This is a genomic window from Pseudomonas sp. Irchel s3f19, assembly GCF_900187555.1.
GTDB lineage: Bacteria > Pseudomonadota > Gammaproteobacteria > Pseudomonadales > Pseudomonadaceae > Aquipseudomonas > Aquipseudomonas capeferrum.
On sequence record NZ_FYDW01000002.1, the window covers coordinates 698,435 to 715,885 of the forward strand.

13 protein-coding genes are annotated in these 17,451 nt (G+C 63.9%); 6 read left to right on the forward strand and 7 right to left on the reverse strand.

The window, feature by feature from the left end; all coding sequences use genetic code 11:
- Positions 1-24: 24 nt before the first annotated feature.
- On the forward strand, positions 25-1,452 hold the full coding sequence (locus tag CKW22_RS07055) for a mechanosensitive ion channel family protein (protein ID WP_095063929.1): 1,428 nt from the start codon (positions 25-27) through the stop codon (positions 1,450-1,452).
- Between the two features lie 157 nt (positions 1,453-1,609).
- On the opposite strand, the gene CKW22_RS07060 is transcribed toward CKW22_RS07055, so the two are convergent.
- Together CKW22_RS07060 and CKW22_RS07065 are read right to left on the reverse strand one after the other, a co-directional pair.
- Positions 1,610-2,896, reverse strand: a complete 1,287-nt coding sequence (locus CKW22_RS07060) for an FAD-binding oxidoreductase (RefSeq protein WP_033702256.1) — start codon at positions 2,894-2,896, stop codon at positions 1,610-1,612.
- Positions 2,897-3,066: 170 nt separating this feature from the next.
- Entirely contained in the window at positions 3,067-4,557 is a 1,491-nt protein-coding gene (locus CKW22_RS07065; RefSeq protein ID WP_033702257.1) for an aldehyde dehydrogenase family protein, read from the reverse strand.
- Positions 4,558-4,692: 135 nt separating this feature from the next.
- On the opposite strand from CKW22_RS07065, the gene CKW22_RS07070 reads away from it, so the two are divergent.
- Both CKW22_RS07070 and CKW22_RS07075 read left to right on the forward strand, forming a co-directional pair.
- Positions 4,693-5,583, forward strand: a complete 891-nt coding sequence (locus CKW22_RS07070) for a LysR family transcriptional regulator (RefSeq protein WP_033702259.1) — start codon at positions 4,693-4,695, stop codon at positions 5,581-5,583.
- A gap of 130 nt (positions 5,584-5,713) precedes the next feature.
- On the forward strand, positions 5,714-7,108 hold the full coding sequence (locus CKW22_RS07075) for a VOC family protein (protein WP_033702261.1): 1,395 nt from the start codon (positions 5,714-5,716) through the stop codon (positions 7,106-7,108).
- 3 nt (positions 7,109-7,111) lie between these two features.
- Here the strand turns inward: CKW22_RS07075 and CKW22_RS07080 are convergent, their stop codons facing one another.
- Positions 7,112-8,065 carry a LysR substrate-binding domain-containing protein gene (locus CKW22_RS07080; protein WP_095063930.1) on the reverse strand — a complete coding sequence of 318 codons (954 nt, stop codon included), beginning with the start codon at positions 8,063-8,065 and terminating at the stop codon, positions 7,112-7,114.
- Between the two features lie 156 nt (positions 8,066-8,221).
- Here CKW22_RS07080 and CKW22_RS07085 point away from each other — a divergent pair, with 156 nt between their 5' ends.
- The gene (locus CKW22_RS07085; protein ID WP_033702265.1) at positions 8,222-9,610 is read left to right on the forward strand and encodes a NorM family multidrug efflux MATE transporter; all 1,389 of its coding nucleotides are present in this window, start codon (positions 8,222-8,224) and stop codon (positions 9,608-9,610) included.
- Between the two features lie 36 nt (positions 9,611-9,646).
- On the opposite strand, the gene CKW22_RS07090 is transcribed toward CKW22_RS07085, so the two are convergent.
- Positions 9,647-11,311 (reverse strand): bifunctional diguanylate cyclase/phosphodiesterase, encoded by a 1,665-nt coding sequence (locus CKW22_RS07090; protein WP_033702266.1) that lies wholly within the window; start codon positions 11,309-11,311, stop codon positions 9,647-9,649.
- Positions 11,312-11,596: 285 nt separating this feature from the next.
- Here CKW22_RS07090 and rep point away from each other — a divergent pair, with 285 nt between their 5' ends.
- Together rep and CKW22_RS07100 are read left to right on the forward strand one after the other, a co-directional pair.
- Positions 11,597-13,606, forward strand: a complete 2,010-nt coding sequence (gene rep, locus CKW22_RS07095; protein ID WP_033702267.1) for a DNA helicase Rep — start codon at positions 11,597-11,599, stop codon at positions 13,604-13,606.
- 65 nt (positions 13,607-13,671) lie between these two features.
- Positions 13,672-14,244 carry a xanthine phosphoribosyltransferase gene (locus CKW22_RS07100; protein WP_033702269.1) on the forward strand — a complete coding sequence of 191 codons (573 nt, stop codon included), beginning with the start codon at positions 13,672-13,674 and terminating at the stop codon, positions 14,242-14,244.
- Between the two features lie 94 nt (positions 14,245-14,338).
- Here the strand turns inward: CKW22_RS07100 and CKW22_RS07105 are convergent, their stop codons facing one another.
- The 3 genes from CKW22_RS07105 to CKW22_RS07115 all read right to left on the reverse strand — a co-directional run bounded on the left by CKW22_RS07105 (position 14,339) and on the right by CKW22_RS07115 (position 17,433).
- Complete coding sequence (locus CKW22_RS07105) at positions 14,339-16,198, reverse strand: acetyl-CoA hydrolase/transferase C-terminal domain-containing protein (RefSeq protein WP_095063931.1); 1,860 nt, start codon at positions 16,196-16,198, stop codon at positions 14,339-14,341.
- Between the two features lie 127 nt (positions 16,199-16,325).
- Entirely contained in the window at positions 16,326-16,730 is a 405-nt protein-coding gene (locus tag CKW22_RS07110) for a cytochrome c5 family protein (RefSeq protein WP_033702594.1), read from the reverse strand.
- A gap of 154 nt (positions 16,731-16,884) precedes the next feature.
- Positions 16,885-17,433 carry a cupin domain-containing protein gene (locus tag CKW22_RS07115; RefSeq protein ID WP_033702273.1) on the reverse strand — a complete coding sequence of 183 codons (549 nt, stop codon included), beginning with the start codon at positions 17,431-17,433 and terminating at the stop codon, positions 16,885-16,887.
- Positions 17,434-17,451: the final 18 nt, after the last annotated feature.

A 17,451-nucleotide genomic window follows, 5' to 3' on the forward strand; every position in this document is an offset into this window, starting at 1 on the left:
CCCTCCCCTCATCCCGAGACCACCATGCTGGCCTTTATCCAGTCTTCCCCGTTGCTGCTCGGCTGCGCCCTGATTCTGCTCGACCTCGTGCTCTGGCAACTGATCCCCCTCCAGCGCCGGGCCTGGCGTATCGGCGCGCGGCTGGTGATCTTCCTGCTGTTCAGCTCGGTGCTGCTGGCCGCCGGCATGAGCCCGTTGCAACCACCGCCATGGCCCGAGGATGTGTCGCGCAACCTGATGGCCACGGTGCTGACGATCGGCTGGTGGCTGTTCGGCGCGCGCACGGTGACGGTGGTGTTCGGCCTGCTGCTGGTGGCGCGCGGCAGCCATGGCGGGCGGTTGCTGCAGGATGTGCTGGGGGCGCTGATATTCCTGGCGGCGGTGGTGGCGGCGGCAGGCTACGTAATGCAGCTGCCGGTGAAGGGGCTGCTGGCCACCTCCGGGGTGATGGCCATCGTTATCGGCCTGGCATTGCAAAGCACCTTGGCCGATGTGTTCAGCGGCATCGTGCTGAACACCACACGGCCCTATCAGATCGGCGATGCGATCTCCATCGATGGCACCGAAGGCAAGGTACTGGACATCGACTGGCGCGCCACCCGCCTGCTGACCGGGTCCGGCAGCCTGGCGGTGATCCCCAACTCGGTCGCGGCCAAGGCCAAGCTGCTCAACCACAGCCGCCCGGCCGATGTGCACGGTGTATCGATCAGCGTGGTGGTGCCGGCCAAGGTGCGGCCGAAGCGGGTATTCGATGCGCTGGAAAAGGCCTTGCAGGGCACCCGCGCGATACTGGCCTCGCCCAAGCCGAAAGTCACGGTGAAGGCCTCGAGCCTGGAATCGGTGGAATACGAGGCCAGTGGTTTCATTGCCGACATGGGCGGCAAGACCGAAGCGCGCAATCAGCTGTTCGACCTGGCCCACCGGCACCTTGAGGCCAGTGGCGTGATGTGGAACGTCGACCTGGCCATGCCGCCACGCAGCCGCCAGCGCGAAGTACTGGACGAGGTGCGGGTGTTCCGCTCGCTGAGCGATGACGAACGCGATGCGCTGAGCCAGCGCATGACCGCGGTAGAGTACCTGGCCGACCAGGTGATCCTGGGGGTGGGCGAACGCTCGGAGCATCTGTTGGTGATTGGCAGCGGCGTGGTTTCGGCGTCAGTCCGCGACGGCGACAAGTTGCTGGAGGCTGGGCGCATGGGGCCTGGGGAGGTACTGGGAATCGAGGGCATCCTCGACGAGGACGACGGCTTCGCTGAATTCCGCACGCTGACCAGCTGCGTGCTTTACCGCATCGACAAGGAACAGGTGAAGAGCTGCCTGGTGCAGCGCGGCGAGGTGCAGACGGCGTTGAGCAAGTTGCAGCGGTTCCGGCGCCAGAGCCGGGAATCGCTACTGCTGCAGAAGCCGACCCTGATCAAGAAGGGCGGCTTCCTCAGTTGGTTGCACAAATGACCTGGGGCCCCTGAATTGGCGCTGATTGTAGGAGCGGCCTTGCGTCGCGAAAGGGCAGCGCAGCGGCCCCAAGTTCTGTGGCGCAGCAAAAATCGCCGGGGCCGCTGCGCGACCCTTTCGCGACGCAAGGCCGCTCCTACAGAACCGTACCAGTACCTTACAGCACCACTCTCAAGCACTGCCCCGCGTGGTACAGCGAGAACCCGGACTCATAGAACGCCGTGCGCAACGACGGCGCACTCACCCCGGTCATCGGCGAGAACGGAATCGGCAAGCTGTCCGCCTCACCCTTGAGCAGGAACTCGGCAAACGCCCGGCCGATCACGGTCCCGGTGGTGTTGCCGCGCCCGTTGTAACCGGTCACCGCGACCAACCCAGGCGCCGGCTCGAACAGCCGCATCAGGTGGTCGGGGGTGAAATCGATGCAGCCAGTCCAGTGCATCTCCCACTCGACCTTGCCCAGCTCCGGGTAGTAATGGCTCTGGATCCGGTCCGCCCAACTGCGCACGAACCAGGCCGGCTTGTTGTCGACCCGGCCCAGGCTGCCCAGCAGCAGGCGGCCCTGGTCGTCACGGCGGATGCTGCTGAGCACAGTGCGGGTGTCCCAGGAGCCTTGGCCATGCGGCAGCACCTTGTCGGCGGCGGCGCCCTGCAGCGGCTTGGACGCCACCTGGTAGTAGTAACCGCGGAAGAACTGCTTCTGCAGGTTGCTCCAGTCGCCTTCAGTGTAGGCACCGGTGGACATCACCACCTTGTCGGCGCGCACCGAGCCGCGCGCGGTCTTCACTCGCCAGCCATCACCCTCGCGCTCCAGGCCCTCGACGGACGACTGCTGGAACACTTTGCCACCCAGGCGCGAGACCGCAGCGGCCAGGCCTTGGGTGTAACCCATGGGGTTGATGGTGCCGGCGCGGCGGTCGAGCAGCGCGGCGGAAATTTTGTTGGTACCGCAGTATTCCTGGCATTGGGCGCCGGTCAGCAGCTCCACATCAGCCCCTCGCCGGCTCCACTGTTCATGGCGGGCTTCGAGGTCGGCGATGCCGGTGGCGTTGTGCGCCATGTGCAGCGTGCCTTTGTGCTGGGCCTGGCAGTCGATGCCAAGGCGCTCGATCATGGCGAAGACCTCGCCGGGTGCCTCGCCGAGCACCTTGTTCAAGCGGCTGCCCTGCTTCTGGCCGAGGGTCGCCTCGACATCGTCGGGGCGGATCCAGGTGCCTGCGTTGACCAGGCCGACGTTACGCCCGGAGCCTCCGTGGCCGATTTGCCAGGCTTCCAGCAGGATCACCGACTTGCCCTGCTCCAGCAGGTGGATAGCTGCGGACAGGCCGGTGATGCCGCCACCGATGACACAGACATCGGCCTTGTGCTCACCGGCCAGGGCCTGGGCGGCGACGGTGGGTTTGCTGACGAATTCCCACAAGCATTGTTGACGCAGTTCGGACATGGCCGGCTCCAGCAGTGTTGTTCTTATTGCGGGTGCATCTCGTGTTTTGGCGCCGCTTTGCGGCCCATTCGCAGGCAAGCCCGCTCCCACAGAGATCGCGTTGTGTGCATGATTTCTGTGGGAGCGGGCTTGCCCCGCGAACCGGGGGCATCGCCCCCGGCCATGCAGCATCAGTCGAACACGATACCCTGCGCCAGCGGCAGCTCGCGCGAGTAGTTGACGGTGTTGGTCTGGCGACGCATGTAGCCTTTCCAGGCATCCGAACCGGACTCACGGCCACCGCCGGTCTCCTTCTCGCCACCAAACGCACCGCCGATCTCGGCGCCGCTGGTGCCGATGTTGACGTTGGCGATGCCGCAGTCGCTGCCCGAGGCACTCTGGAAGCGCTCGGCTTCACGGAGGTCGGTGGTGAAGATGCACGAGGACAGGCCCTGTGGCACTTCGTTGTTCAGGCGCAGGGCCTCTTCGAAGTCGTCGTAGGCCAGCACGTACAGGATCGGCGCGAAGGTTTCGTGGCGCACTACGTCGCTCTGGGCCGGCATCTCGGCGATGGCCGGGGATACGTAGTAGGCGTTCGGGTACTGGTCAGCCAGCTGACGCTCGCCGCCAAACACCTGGCCGCCTTCGTCGCGGGCCTTGGCCAGCGCGCCCTGCATGGCATCGAACGACAGCTTGTCGATCAGCGGGCCCACCAGGTTGTCCTTGCGTGGGTCACCGATACGCACCTTGGCGTAGGCGGCTTTGACGCGGGCAACCACTTCATCCTTGATCGAACGGTGCACGATCAGGCGGCGCAAGGTGGTGCAACGCTGGCCGGCAGTGCCGACGGCCGAGAACAGGATGCCACGCACGGCCAGGTCCAGGTCCGCGCTCGGTGCCAGGATCATGGCGTTGTTGCCACCCAGTTCGAGGATGCTGCGGCCAAAGCGGGCAGCGACACGTGGGCCGACTTCACGGCCCATGCGGGTACTGCCGGTAGCGCTGACCAGCGGCACACGCGGGTCGTCGACCATGGCTTCGCCCGCTTCACGGCCACCGATGACCAGTTGCGCCAGGCCAGCCGGTGCATCGCCAAAGGCTTTCAGGGCTTTTTCGAACAGCGCCTGGCAGGCCAGGGCGGTCAGTGGGGTCTTTTCCGACGGCTTCCACACCACCGAGTTACCGGCCACCAGGGCCAGTGCGGTGTTCCAGGCCCAGACGGCCACCGGGAAGTTGAAGGCGCTGATTACGCCAACCACGCCCAGCGGGTGCCAGCTTTCACGCATGTGGTGGCCCGGGCGCTCGGAGGCGATGGTCAGGCCGTACAGTTGACGCGACAGGCCGACGGCGAAGTCGCAGATGTCGATCATTTCCTGGACTTCGCCCAGGCCTTCCTGGGTAATCTTGCCGGCTTCGATCGAAACCAGCTCGCCGAGGTCGGCCTTGTGCTCACGCAGCACTTCGCCGAACAGGCGGACCAGCTCGCCACGGCGTGGGGCCGGTACGCTGCGCCAGGCTTCGAAGGCGCTGTGGGCCTGATCGATGCGGGCGATGGTCTCGGCCTTGCCGAGCAGCTTCACCGAGGCGATCTGGCTGCCGTCGATCGGCGTGTGAACAGGGTAGTCGCCCTGGGTGTAAGCCTCGGCGGCAACGCCAAGACGCTCGAGCAATCCAGCAACCATTGGTGCATCTCCTACATCGGTGATGGGGTGGAAAAATGATGTGGATCAGTATTAATCCGATCACACCAGTGCAACAAACGACCTTTATTCCGCATATCATTCCGTCAGGTAATGATTTGAGCCGCAGAGACCGCTATGTCCAAACGCCTGGTGCCCTCCATGACCGCCCTGCAGTGCTTTGAAGCCGCAGCCCGTCATTTAAGCTTCACCCGTGCCGCCGAAGAGCTGCACCTGACCCAGAGCGCGGTCAGCAAGCAGGTGGCGCAGCTCGAAGACATGCTGCGCCACCACCTGTTTCTGCGCATTCGCCGCCGCCTGCAACTGACGCCAGCCGGCAGCCTGTACCTGGCCGAGGTCAACAAGATCCTCACCCAGGTCGACATCTCCAGCCGCTACGTCCTGACCTATGGCGAGCAGACCGAGATATTGAAGGTAGCCACTCAACCGAGTTTTGGCGTGCGCTGGTTGATCCCCCACCTCAAGGGGTTTGGCAAACGCCACAGCAATATCCACCTGGACATCCGCAACGAGATGGAGCCGTTCGCCTTGCTGCAAGGCTCGGCGGACGTGGTGTTCTTCTATGGGCAGGGCACCTGGCCGGGGGCGACCTGCATAGAGCTGTTCCGCGAAGAGGTGGTACCGGTATGCGCGCCGGAGCTTTTGGCCGGGCGGGCGCTGGCCGATGCGGGAGAGTTGGCCGAACTGGTGCTGCTGCAGAGCACATCGCGGCCGGAAGCGTGGCATGAGTGGTTTCTCGAACTGGGGCTGCACAGTGTCAGCAGCTACCACGGGCCGCGGTTCGATACCTTCTACATGGCCTTGAGCGCCGCGCAGGCGGGGTGTGGGGTGGCGTTGGTGCCGCAGTACCTAGTGGCCAAGGAATTGAATGAAGGGAGCCTGGTCATTCCGTGGAATCATGCGATGCGCAGTACTGGGGCGCATTACCTGGCGTATGCCGAGCATGCAGCGGAAGTGCCCAAGGTGCGGGCGTTGGTGGAGTGGGTGCGCGAGCAGTTGCAGCGTTGAGCGTGCCGGGGCCGCTTTGCGGCCCTTAGGTCGATCAAAAAAGGAATGACACACCCACTTTTTTTCGCTTGTGAGCCATGTGCATTCCCAGCTTTCATGTAAGCGTCCGAACCTAACCAGGAAGCTAGCGATGCCCGCCCACGATTTCGTCAGCCCAGACAGCATCCGCGCGCAGTTCTCTGCCGCCATGTCGCTCATGTACAAACAGGAAGTACCGCTGTATGGCACGTTGCTGGAGCTGGTGAGCGAAATCAACCAGCAGGTCATGGCCCAGCAACCCAAAGTGGCCGAAGCGCTGCGCTGGACCGGCGAAATCGAACGCCTGGACCAGGAGCGCCACGGCGCCATCCGTGTCGGCACCGCCGAAGAGCTGGCCACCATCGCCAAACTGTTCGCAGTGATGGGCATGGAGCCCGTCGGCTACTACGACCTCAGCTCGGCGGGCGTACCGGTGCACTCCACGGCATTTCGCGCCGTGCACGAGCAATCGCTGCATGTCAGCCCGTTCCGCGTGTTCACCTCGTTGCTGCGCCTGGAACTGATCGACAACCCACAGCTGCGTGAGCTGGCGCAGGGCATCCTGGCCAAACGCGAGATCTTCACCCCGCGCGTGCTTGAACTGATCGAGCAGTGCGAACGTGACGGCGGCCTGAGCGCGGCCGACGCCGAAGCCTTCGTACAGGAAGCGTTGCACACCTTCCGCTGGCACCACGACGCCACGGTAACCGCCGAGCAGTACCAGCAACTGCACGACCAGCACCGTTTGATCGCCGATGTGGTTGCCTTCAAAGGCCCGCACATCAACCACCTCACCCCGCGCACCCTGGACATCGACGCGATCCAGGTCGGCATGCCGGCCAAGGGCATCCCGCCAAAAGCCGTGGTCGAAGGCCCGCCCACCCGTCGTCACCCGATCCTGCTGCGCCAGACCAGCTTCAAGGCACTGCAGGAGAAGGTCGCCTTCTGTGACCAGCAAGGCAGCGAGGGCAGCCACACCGCACGTTTCGGCGAGATCGAACAGCGCGGTGCGGCGCTGACGCCGAAGGGCCGCCAGCTTTACGACAAGTTGCTTGATGCCACGCGCGCGGCCTTGGGCGGTGCCCCCGCCGAAGCCAATGCCGAGCGTTACAAGGCACTGTTGAGCCAGACCTTCGCGGAGTTCCCGGATGACCTGGCGCAGATGCGCGAGCAAGGCCTGGCGTACTTCCGTTACTTTGCCACCGAAAAAGGCCTGGCCGCACGCGATCAGCGCGAGCGCCCGACCACCCTGCAGGGGCTGATCGAAGCAGGGCATGTACACTACGAGGCGCTGGTGTATGAAGACTTCCTGCCGGTGAGCGCGGCAGGGATCTTCCAGTCCAACCTGGGCGATGATGCGCAGGCAGACTATGGCAGCAACGCTAACCGTGAGGCCTTCGAGGCCGCACTGGGGCTGAAGGTGCAGGATGAACTGGCCTTGTATGCGCAAAGCGAGCGCCGCTCGTTGCAGGCCTGTGCGCAGGCGTTGAACCTGGGCTCGATGTAAGGCTCAGGGGTGCATTGGGTCGCGCTGCGGCCCAATCGCCGGCAGGATTTCCACCTTCGGCAGGTCCATGGCCGCCACCTCGTCGTGCAGAAACGCGCTCAACCGCCGCAGCCGCTCGCCGCCCGGCCGGGTACGCGGCCACACCAGGTAATAGTCCATGCCGCTGGGTACCGCCGTCGGCCAGGGCAGGCTCAGGCGCTTCTGCGCCACATCCTCGGCCACCATCAGCAAATCGCCCATGGATATCCCATAGCCACGCGCCGCCGCGATCATGCCCAACTCCAGGGTGTCGAACACCTGGCCGCCCTTGAGCGAGACCTTGTCGCCAAGCCCCATGCGCTGCAGCCACTCTCGCCAGTCGCGCTTGTCCACCGTCGGGTGCAACAACTCGAAGCAGGCCAGCCGATGCTCGTCCCACGGTGCTTCGTCGAGCAGGTCGGGTGCGCCCACTGGGATCAGCAGTTCGGGAAACAACCGGCGCACCTCCCAATGTGCCGGGAACACGCCATCGCTGAGCAACACTGCGCAATCGAAAGGCTCCTGGTTGAAATCGACATGGTCGACGTCCATCCAGGCACTGGTCAGTTGCACTTCATTACCCGGCTGCAGGTGACGAAAGCGGCTCAGGCGCGCCAGCAACCAGCGCATGGTCAGGGTAGAGGGCGCTTTCATGCGCAGGATGTCATCTTCACCGCGCAAGGTATCGCACGCCCGCTCCAGCGCAGTGAAGCCTTCGCGCACGCCGGGCAGCAATAGCCTTGCCGCTTCGGTCAGTTGCAGGCTGCGGCCGCTGCGCACGAACAAGCGGCAGGCGAAGTGCTGCTCAAGGGTGCGTATATGGCGGCTGACAGCACTCTGGGTAATGGACAGCTCTTCGCCGGCGCGGGTGAAGGAGCTCAGCCGGGCAGCGGCTTCGAATGCGCGCAAGGCATACAACGGAGGGAGCTGACGAGACATGAGGCACCTGCCATACGGGGCTGTGAAACCGATCGACCGCAGCATATACCCATGAGTCAGACTCATGCCAATGATCGCTTTTATCCTTTTGTGCAAAGTTGACCAAAGCCTCAGACTCGCCCCTTGCTCACAGAATCAGGAAGAAGGACTACTCACATGCATGTAGCGCCCACCACCGAACTCAAGGCTTTGCTGCGCCTGGCCGGGCCGCTGATCGCCTCGCAGTTGGCGCACATGCTGATGGTGCTGACCGACACCCTGATGATGGCCCGCATCAGCCCACAAGCACTGGCCGGCGGTGGCCTGGGCGCTGCCAGCTACTCGTTCGTGTCGATTTTCTGCCTGGGCGTGATCGCCGCTGTCGGCACGCTGGTGGCCATCCGCAAGGGCGCCAACGACATCGAAGGCGTCACCCGCCTGGCCCAGAACGGCTTGTGGCTGGCCTGGGGCCTGGCGCTGGTCGCGGCGCTGGCGCTGTGGAACCTGGAGCCGGTATTGCTGATGTTCGGCCAGCAGCCGGACAACGTCGCCTCGGCAGCCGAGTTTCTCACCCTGCTGCCGCTGGCCCTGCCCAGCTACCTGACCTTCATGGCCTTGCGCGGGTTCACCAGCGCCCTCGGCCGCTCGACGCCGGTGATGGTCATCAGCGTGATTGGCACGGTGCTCAACTACCTGCTCAACGTCGCGATGATCGAAGGCATGTTCGGCCTGCCCAAGCTGGGCCTGATGGGCATCGGCCTGGTCACTGCGGTGGTGTCGATGGGCATGGCCATTGCCCTGGCACTGTACATCCGCTGGCATTCGGCCTATGCCGCCTACCCGCTGCGCAAGGGCCTGTCGCGCCCTTCGCTGCCGGCCCTGCGCGAGTTGTGGCGGTTGGGCCTGCCGATTGGCGGCACGTACATGGTCGAGGTCGGCCTGTTTGCCTTTGCCGCGCTGTGCATGGGCGTGCTCGGCAGCACGGAACTGGCGGCGCATCAGATCGCGCTGCAGATCGTTTCGACGGCGTTCATGGTGCCCACCGGGCTGTCCTATGCCGTGACCATGCGCGTGGGCTTGTACTACGGCGGCGGCAACCTGCTCGCCGCCCGCAGCGCAGGCCGGGTGGGCATCGGTTTCGGCGGGATGATCATGTTCGCCTTCGCCGCGCTGTTCTGGCTGTTGCCGGATGCCTTGGTGGGGTTGTTCATCGACCGCGACGACCCGGCGTTCGCGGCCATCTACCACTTGGCCGTGCAACTGGTGATGGTGGCGGCGTGGTTCGAACTGTTCGATGGCATGCAGACCATCGCCATGGGCTCGATCCGTGGTTTGAAGGATGCCAAGACCACCTTCCTGATCGGGCTGTGCTGCTATTGGCTAGTGGGCGCACCCAGCGCCTGGCTGTTCGCCTTCAACCTGGGTGGCGGCGCGGTCGGGATCTGGTGGGGGCTGGCGCTGGGGCTGGCCTGCGCGGCAGTGGCGCTGACCTTTGGCTTTGAATGGCGGATGAAGCGGTTGCTGCGCAAGGCTGGGGCTGGCAGCCAGGCAGCGGTGTCGGCCTGAATGCCCGGGGGGGGCGCTTTGCCCTCCCCGGCTATTTCACACGCTGACCAGGTGCGGCTTGCCACTTTCCTGCAAAAACGCCATCAACTCCCCTACCGGCAGCGGCTTGCTGACCAGAAACCCCTGCACCTGGTCACAGCCGAACTCACGCAGCAAGGCCATCTGTGCCTCGCTCTCGACCCCCTCGGCCACCACTTCAAGGTTGAGGTTGTGCGCCAGGTTGATCATCGCGTGCACCAGCTTGCGGTTCTCTTCGCGCATTTCCATTTCGGCAACAAAGCTGCGATCGACCTTGAGCAACGCGATCGGCAGGCTGTTCAAGTGCACGAACGATGAGAACCCCGTGCCGAAATCATCCAGGGAAAACCGCACGCCCAGGCGCCCCAGGGCATCCATGGTCTGGCGTACCAGCTCGTTGCGACGCATGACCGCCGTCTCGGTCAGCTCGAACTCCAGCCAGCGGGCATCGACCCCGTGTTCGATGATCAACCGGCTCAGGGTCGTCAGTAGCTGGCTGTCCTGAAACTGGCGAAAGCTCAGGTTCACCGCCATGTGCAGCGGCGCCAGGCCATGCTCGCACAGCGCCTGCATGTCACGCAGCGCGCGCGATATCACCCAGTAGCCCAACGGCACGATCAGCCCGCTCTGCTCGGCCAGCGGCACGAACTCGCTGGGCGGCAACAGGCCGCGTTCGGCATGGCGCCAGCGCACCAACGCCTCCAGGCCGACAATACGCCCATCGGCCAGGTTCAGCCGTGGCTGGTAGTGCAGCTCCAGCTCGTCACGGCGCAGGGCCCGGCGCAGCTCGCTTTCCAGGTCGGCAAGGCTGCGGGCGTTGCAGTTGATGCGTTCATTGAAGACATGAAAGGTACAGCCTTGGCTGCCCTTGGCCTGGCGCATGGCGATATGCGCATGCCACATCAGGGGGTCGGCACCGCTCTGCGCGCGGGCATGCGCCAGGCCCAGGCTGCAGCCGAGCAGCAGGCTTTCGCCGTCGATCCAGTAGGGCTCGGCCAAGGCCTCGATGATGCGTTCGGCCATCCACTCGGCCCGGTTCGGGTCACGGCGGGTATCGATCAGCAGGGCGAATTCGTCGCTGCCCAGTCGCGCCACCAGGTCACCGGCCTCCAGTTGCTGCTTGAGCCGCACCACCACCTGCAGGATAAGGCGGTCGCCGCTCTGGTGGCCGAGGGCGTCGTTGACGTGGCGGAAGTTGTCCAGGTCGAGGTGGCCGAGGGCCAGGCCACGGCCATCACCTTCTGCCAGGCGCGCCGTCAGCAAGGCCTGAAACCCCTGGCGGTTGGCGATGCCGGTCAGTGGGTCCTGCTCGGCCAGGCGTTGCAAGGTGGCCACCAGCACGCCGCGCTCGCGCACATGGCGCAGCGAGCGGCGCAAGGTATCAGCATTGAGATGGTCGCGCACCAGCCAGTCGCTGACCCCGCCGGGCGCCACCTCCGGCTCGTGATCGAGCAGCACGATGGTGGGCAGTTCGCAGCGCCCAGGGGCAGGCTGCAGGGCCGGTGTGGCCAGGACCACGGCCTGGCGGTCATGGCTGAACAGGCTGTCGACCGACTCCCAGTCAGGTGCGGTCAACAACACTGCGCTGCCGCCAAGGGCCTGCACGCACTCACGCAACAGCACGGCCCATTCCGGCTCATCAGCCAACAGCAGCAAACGCAGAGGTTCGACAGGCGTGGACAAGCGGGCTCCTTAGGGCTTGGACGGGGCAGCGGCAGAGGCCAGGTATGCTACTGCATTAATGAAAATGATTTCCATTTTTAGACATGTACACCCCGACGCATTTTGTCGTGCATCCTGCGCGAAACCAGGCCAACCGGCAAATACGATTTTTTCAATGAATAGCATGAGCCTAACTAATGCTTATGCGCAGACAAAAGTCTGACTCAGACGTCAGACGGTCGCGCCATAACCGGCCCATGCCTGTTAGAATGCGCGGCTATTTTCTGGCGACCCCCGGTTTCTAGCATGTCCCGACTCAATCCCCGGCAACAGGAAGCCCGAGACTACGTTGGCGGCCCTCTTTTGGTGCTCGCCGGTGCAGGTTCCGGCAAGACCAGCGTGATCACGCGCAAGATTGCCCACCTCATCCAGAACTGCGGCATCCGTGCCCAGTACATCGTGGCGATGACCTTCACCAACAAGGCCGCACGCGAGATGAAAGAGCGGGTCGCCACCCTGCTGCGGCCGGGGGAAGGCCGCGGCCTGACCGTGTGCACCTTCCACAACCTGGGCTTGAACATCATCCGCAAGGAGCATGAGCGCCTGGGCTACAAGCCTGGTTTTTCGATCTTCGACGAGTCCGACATCAAGGCACTGCTGTCGGACATCATGCAGAAAGAGTATTCCGGCGACGACGGCATCGACGAGATCAAGAACATGATCGGTGCCTGGAAGAACGACTTGATCCTCCCCCCCGAGGCCCTGGAAAAGGCTCGCAACCCGCGCGAGCAGACCGCCGCCATCGTCTATACCCACTACCAGCGCACGCTCAAGGCGTTCAACGCGGTGGACTTCGACGACCTGATCCTGCAGCCGGTCAAGCTGTTCCAGGAACACCCCGAGGTGCTGGAGCGCTGGCAGAACCGCGTGCGCTACCTGCTGGTCGATGAATACCAGGACACCAACGCCAGCCAGTACCTGCTGGTGAAAATGCTGATCGGCATGCGCAACCAGTTCACCGTGGTCGGCGACGACGACCAGTCGATCTACGCCTGGCGCGGCGCGCGGCCCGAGAACCTGATGCTGCTCAAGGAGGACTACCCCTCCCTTAAAATCGTCATGCTGGAGCAGAACTACCGCTCCACCAGCCGCATCCTGCGCTGCGCCAACGTGCTGATCGCCAACAACCCACACGCGTTCGAAAAGCAGCTGTGGAGCGAGATGGGCGTGGGCGACGAGATCCGTGTGATCCGTTGCAAGAACGAGGAAGCCGAGGCCGAACGGGTGGCCATGGAAATCCTCACCCTGCACCTGCGCACCAACCGCCCGTACAGCGACTTCGCCATCCTCTACCGCGGCAACTACCAGGCCAAGCTGATCGAACTCAAGCTGCAGCACCACCAGGTGCCGTATCGCCTGTCCGGCGGCAACAGCTTCTTCGGCCGCCAGGAGGTCAAGGACCTCATGGCCTACCTGCGCCTGCTGGTGAACCCCGACGACGACAACGCCTACCTGCGGGTCATCAATGTGCCGCGCCGGGAAATCGGCTCCACGACCCTGGAAAAGCTCGGTAACTATTCGACCGAACGCGGTATCTCGATGTACGCCGCCAGCGAGGAGATGGGCCTGGGCGAGCACCTGGACGCCCGTTACACCGAGCGCCTGCAGCGCTTCAAGCATTGGCTGGACGGTGTGCGCCACAAGGTGGCGCTGGACGACCCGATCGCCGCGCTGCACGAAATGATCCGCGACATCGACTACGAGAACTGGATCCGCCAGCAAACCGCCAGCGACAAGGCGGCGGAGTTCCGTATCAGCAACGTCTGGTTCCTGGTCGAAGCGCTGAAAAACACCCTCGAGAAGGACGAAGAGGGTGACATGACCATCGAGGACGCCATCGGCAAGCTGGTGCTGCGCGACATGCTCGAGCGCCAGCAGGAAGAGGAAGAAAACGCCGAAGGCGTGCAGATGATGACCCTGCATGCCTCCAAGGGGCTGGAATTCCCTTACGTGTTCATCATGGGCATGGAAGAAGAGATCCTCCCGCACCGCTCCAGCATCGAAGCCGACACCATCGAAGAAGAACGCCGCCTGGCCTACGTGGGCATCACCCGCGCGCGCCAGACCCTGGCCTTCACCTTTGCGGCCAAGCGCAAGCAGTACGGCGAGATCATCGACTGCACACCGAGCCGGTTCCTCGACGAACTGCCGCCGGACGACCTGGCCTGGGAAGGCCTGGACGATGCGCCAGTCGAAGTCAAAGCTGCGCGTGGCAACAACGCACTGGCCGATATTCGGGCGATGCTCAAACGCTGATCAACCCTTACTCTTTAACCGTTGCCGCTGTTGCGGCCACCTTTGCTACATCGAGGAAAACCACAGTGGAAGCACTGCATCAGAAGATTCGCGAAGAAGGCATCGTGCTTTCCGATCAGGTTCTCAAAGTCGACGCGTTTCTCAACCACCAGATCGACCCTGCGCTGATGCAGCTGATCGGTGACGAGTTCGCCCGCCTGTTCGCCGACGCCGGCGTGACCAAGATCGTCACCATCGAAGCCTCGGGCATTGCCCCGGCGGTGATGACGGGCCTGAAGCTGGGCGTGCCGGTGATCTTTGCGCGCAAGCACCAGTCGCTGACGCTGACCGAGAACCTGCTGACTGCCTCGGTGTACTCCTTCACCAAGCAGACCGAGAACACCGTGGCCATCTCGCCGCGCCATCTCAACAGCAGCGACCGCGTGCTGGTGATCGATGACTTCCTGGCCAACGGCAAGGCGTCGCAGGCACTGATCTCGATCATCAAGCAGGCTGGCGCCACGGTGGCTGGGCTGGGTATCGTCATCGAGAAGTCGTTCCAGGGCGGCCGTGCCGAGCTGGACAGCCAGGGCTACCGCGTTGAATCGCTCGCGCGGGTGAAGTCGCTGGCAGGTGGTGTGGTCAGCTTCATCGAGTGATCGCCGTTGGGGCCGCTCCTACAGGTGAAGCAGATCGCGCGAGCCTGTAGGAGCGGCCTTGCGTAGCGAAAGGGCCGCTCTGCGGCCCCGACAATTATCGGGTCGCCGCCAAACCCGCCAGCATTAACCGCTGATAGATTTCTTCCTTCAGCCCTTGGGGATCCCCCAACCCCATGCGCGCCAACTGCGCCGCATACCCCTCCGGCCCCGGCGCATCCAGCGCTGCCTTGCCCAGCCCCAGTACCTCGCTCAACCTGAACTTGCTCTTCAGCCAGTTCAACGCCCGCAGCAAGTCACGCTCTTCGGCCGTGAAATCGGTGCCCAGCGGATACTCCGGAAACAGCCCTGCATGGCGCGCCCGGATGGCCTCAAGGCGCTCTGGCGTGTTGTCGGTAAAGCGTGCTTCCAGCTGGAAATCCCTGGCCAACTTGCCGGCCTTCTTGGCCTGTTCGATCAGCTCGCCCTGGAACCTCGAATCACTGACCGCCAACAACCGTGCAATCACTTCACTGTCGGTCAGCCCGCGCAGGTCGGCGATGCCGTACTCGGTCACCACGATATCGCGCAGGTGCCTGGGGATGGTGCAGTGGCCGTAGGCCCACAGCAGGTTCGAGCTGACCTCGCCCGCCGCCTCGCGCCAGCTACGTAACAGCAGTATCGATCGCCCGCCCTCCAGCGCGTGGCCTTGGGCGACGAAGTTGTACTGCCCGCCCACGCCGCTGAGCACACGGCCATCCTCCAGCTGGTCGGCCACCCCCGCGCCCAGCAGGGTCATGGTGAATACCGTGTTGATGAACCGCGCATCCCGGCGCTGGCGGCGCTTCAGTTCTTCCTGGCCATACAGCTCATTGATGAAACTGATACGCGTCATGGCAAACCGTGCGCGCTGCTCCAGCGGCATGTCCCGCAAGCGTTGGTAGAACGCCCGTGGGCCGAGGAAAAACCCGCCATGCACCAGTACGCCCTGCTCGTCTGCCGGGCGCCGCACCACGCCCGCCTCGGCCAGCGCCAGCAGGCCGTTGACGAACATTTCGCTGCATCCGTAGAGGCCTTGGGCGAAGGCATCCAGCCCCCCTTCCCGCTGGATCAGGGTTTGCCAAGGGCCAACATCCAGTTCATCCATCAATGCCCGATAGCCCGCATTGGCGCCCTGGCGCGCTAACAGCGCAGCGGCCACGGCATCGCCCATGGCGCCGATGCCTATCTGCAAGGTGCCGCCATCACGCACCAGGGTGCTGGCGTGCAGGCCGATGCAATGGTCCTGGGTGGTGACCGGCATGTTCGGCGTGGAGAACAGCCGGCGTTGCTCCACCTCATCGATCAGCAGGTCGAATGCGTCGATGCTCAGCTCCGAGTCACCTGGCATGTAGGGCAGCTCGGCATGCACCTGGCCCAGCATGAGAATGGTTTCACCGGCCGCGCGGCGCTTGGCGATCATCGGCAGCAGGTCGAGGGTGATGTCGGGGTTACAGGCCAAGCTCAGGTGCACGGGCTTTTCTGGCGTGGCGGCCACCAGCTGGGCAATCAGGTTAAGGCCCTTGGCGTTGATGTCACGGGCGGCGTGGCTGTAGTTGCTGCTGACGTAGTCCTGCTGGGCGCTCTCGCTGTGCAGCAGGCTGCCGGGCTGCATGAAGAACTGCTCGACGCGGATGTTCGGCGGCAGTTGGTCGTTGCGCAGGTCGGCGAGGTAGGTGAGGTCTTCGTAATCGGCGAACACACGCTCGATGAAGGGTTCGAGGAAGCGCCGCTGCAGGCCGTCGCCCAAGGGTGGACGGCCAAGGGACAAGGCGGTGTAGATCGTCAGCTGGCGCTCGGGCAGTTCGCGCACTCGGGCGTACAGCGCATTGACGAAGGCGTTGGGTTTGCCAAGGCCCAGCGGTAGGCCCATGTGAATGTGGGCCGGCAGGCGCGACAGCGCCTGGTCGACTGCCTGATCGATGGAGCAGAGGTGCATCTTGGCCTCCTGAGTCTTCCATGGGGTCAGGGGTTGGACATGGGGTTCAGCGGGTTGGTTGCCGGCACTGGCTGCACATATACAAAGCCCGCCATCAAAGGCGGGCCTCATGCAATTGAGCGGCTGCTTACAACCCCGACATCTTCTTGATCGCACCCATCAGGTCATCATCCGAGCAATCGGCACAGGTGCCCTTCGGCGGCATGGCATTGATACCGGTAATGGCCTTGGCCAGGATGCCATCCAGGCCGCCCTGGTGGTCGGCACGTTCCTTCCACGCGGCGGTATCGCCGATTTTCGGCGCGCCCAGCAAGCCGGTGCCATGGCAGGCATTGCAGTGCTTGGCGATGATGTCATCCGGCGTCTTGGCAGCGCCGCCAGCCGCCGCAGTGGCAACCGCCATGCCCTTGCACTCCTGGCCCTGGACGCACACCTGGCCCACCGGCTCTAGGCGCTTGGCGATGTCGTCATTGGTTGCAGCGGTTGCGCTCATTGCCCAGAGGGCGAATACGGCTGCTGGTACGGCCAGCATCTTCTTGATTTGGTTCACGCGTACACCCTCATGGTGGCTAATCACGCTCGCGGCCACGGATCGGCGAGCGTTGAAAAGTATAGCGGGAACCCAGAGGCCGTGAAACGACCCCACACAGGAAAGGGGTATTGCCGAAACAATGCACTGCGCTGGATCAAAAGTTTGAAGGCGTCGCGGCGCTGATCAACCGGGCAGGTTCCTTGAAGGGGTTGCGAAAGCGGTGCGGGCGGGTACTTTCGAAGTAGTAGCTGTCGCCCTCTTCGAGGATGAAAATCTCGTTGCCGACCACCAGCTCAAGCCGCCCTTCAAGCAGTATGCCGGTCTCTTCACCGTCGTGGGTAAGCATCTCGGCGCCGGTGTCGGCACCCGGTGGGTAGACCTCGGTGAGAAACGCAATGGCGCGGTTGGGGTGCGACTTGCCCACCAGCTTCATGGTCACCGCACCGTCCGAGATGTCGATCAGCTCATGGGCCTTGTAGACGACCTGCGTAGGGCTCTCGGCGGCCAGTTCGACCGAAAAGAACTCGACCATGGACATCGGAATGCCGCTCAGCACCTTGCGCAGCGAACTGATCGAAGGGCTGACGCTGTTTTTCTCGATCATCGAGATGGTGCTGTTGGTGACACCCGCGCGCTTGGCGAGCTCACGTTGTGACAGGCCCTTGAGCTTGCGGATGGCTTGCAGTCGTTCGCCGACGTCCAAAGCTGGAGCCTCCTGAAA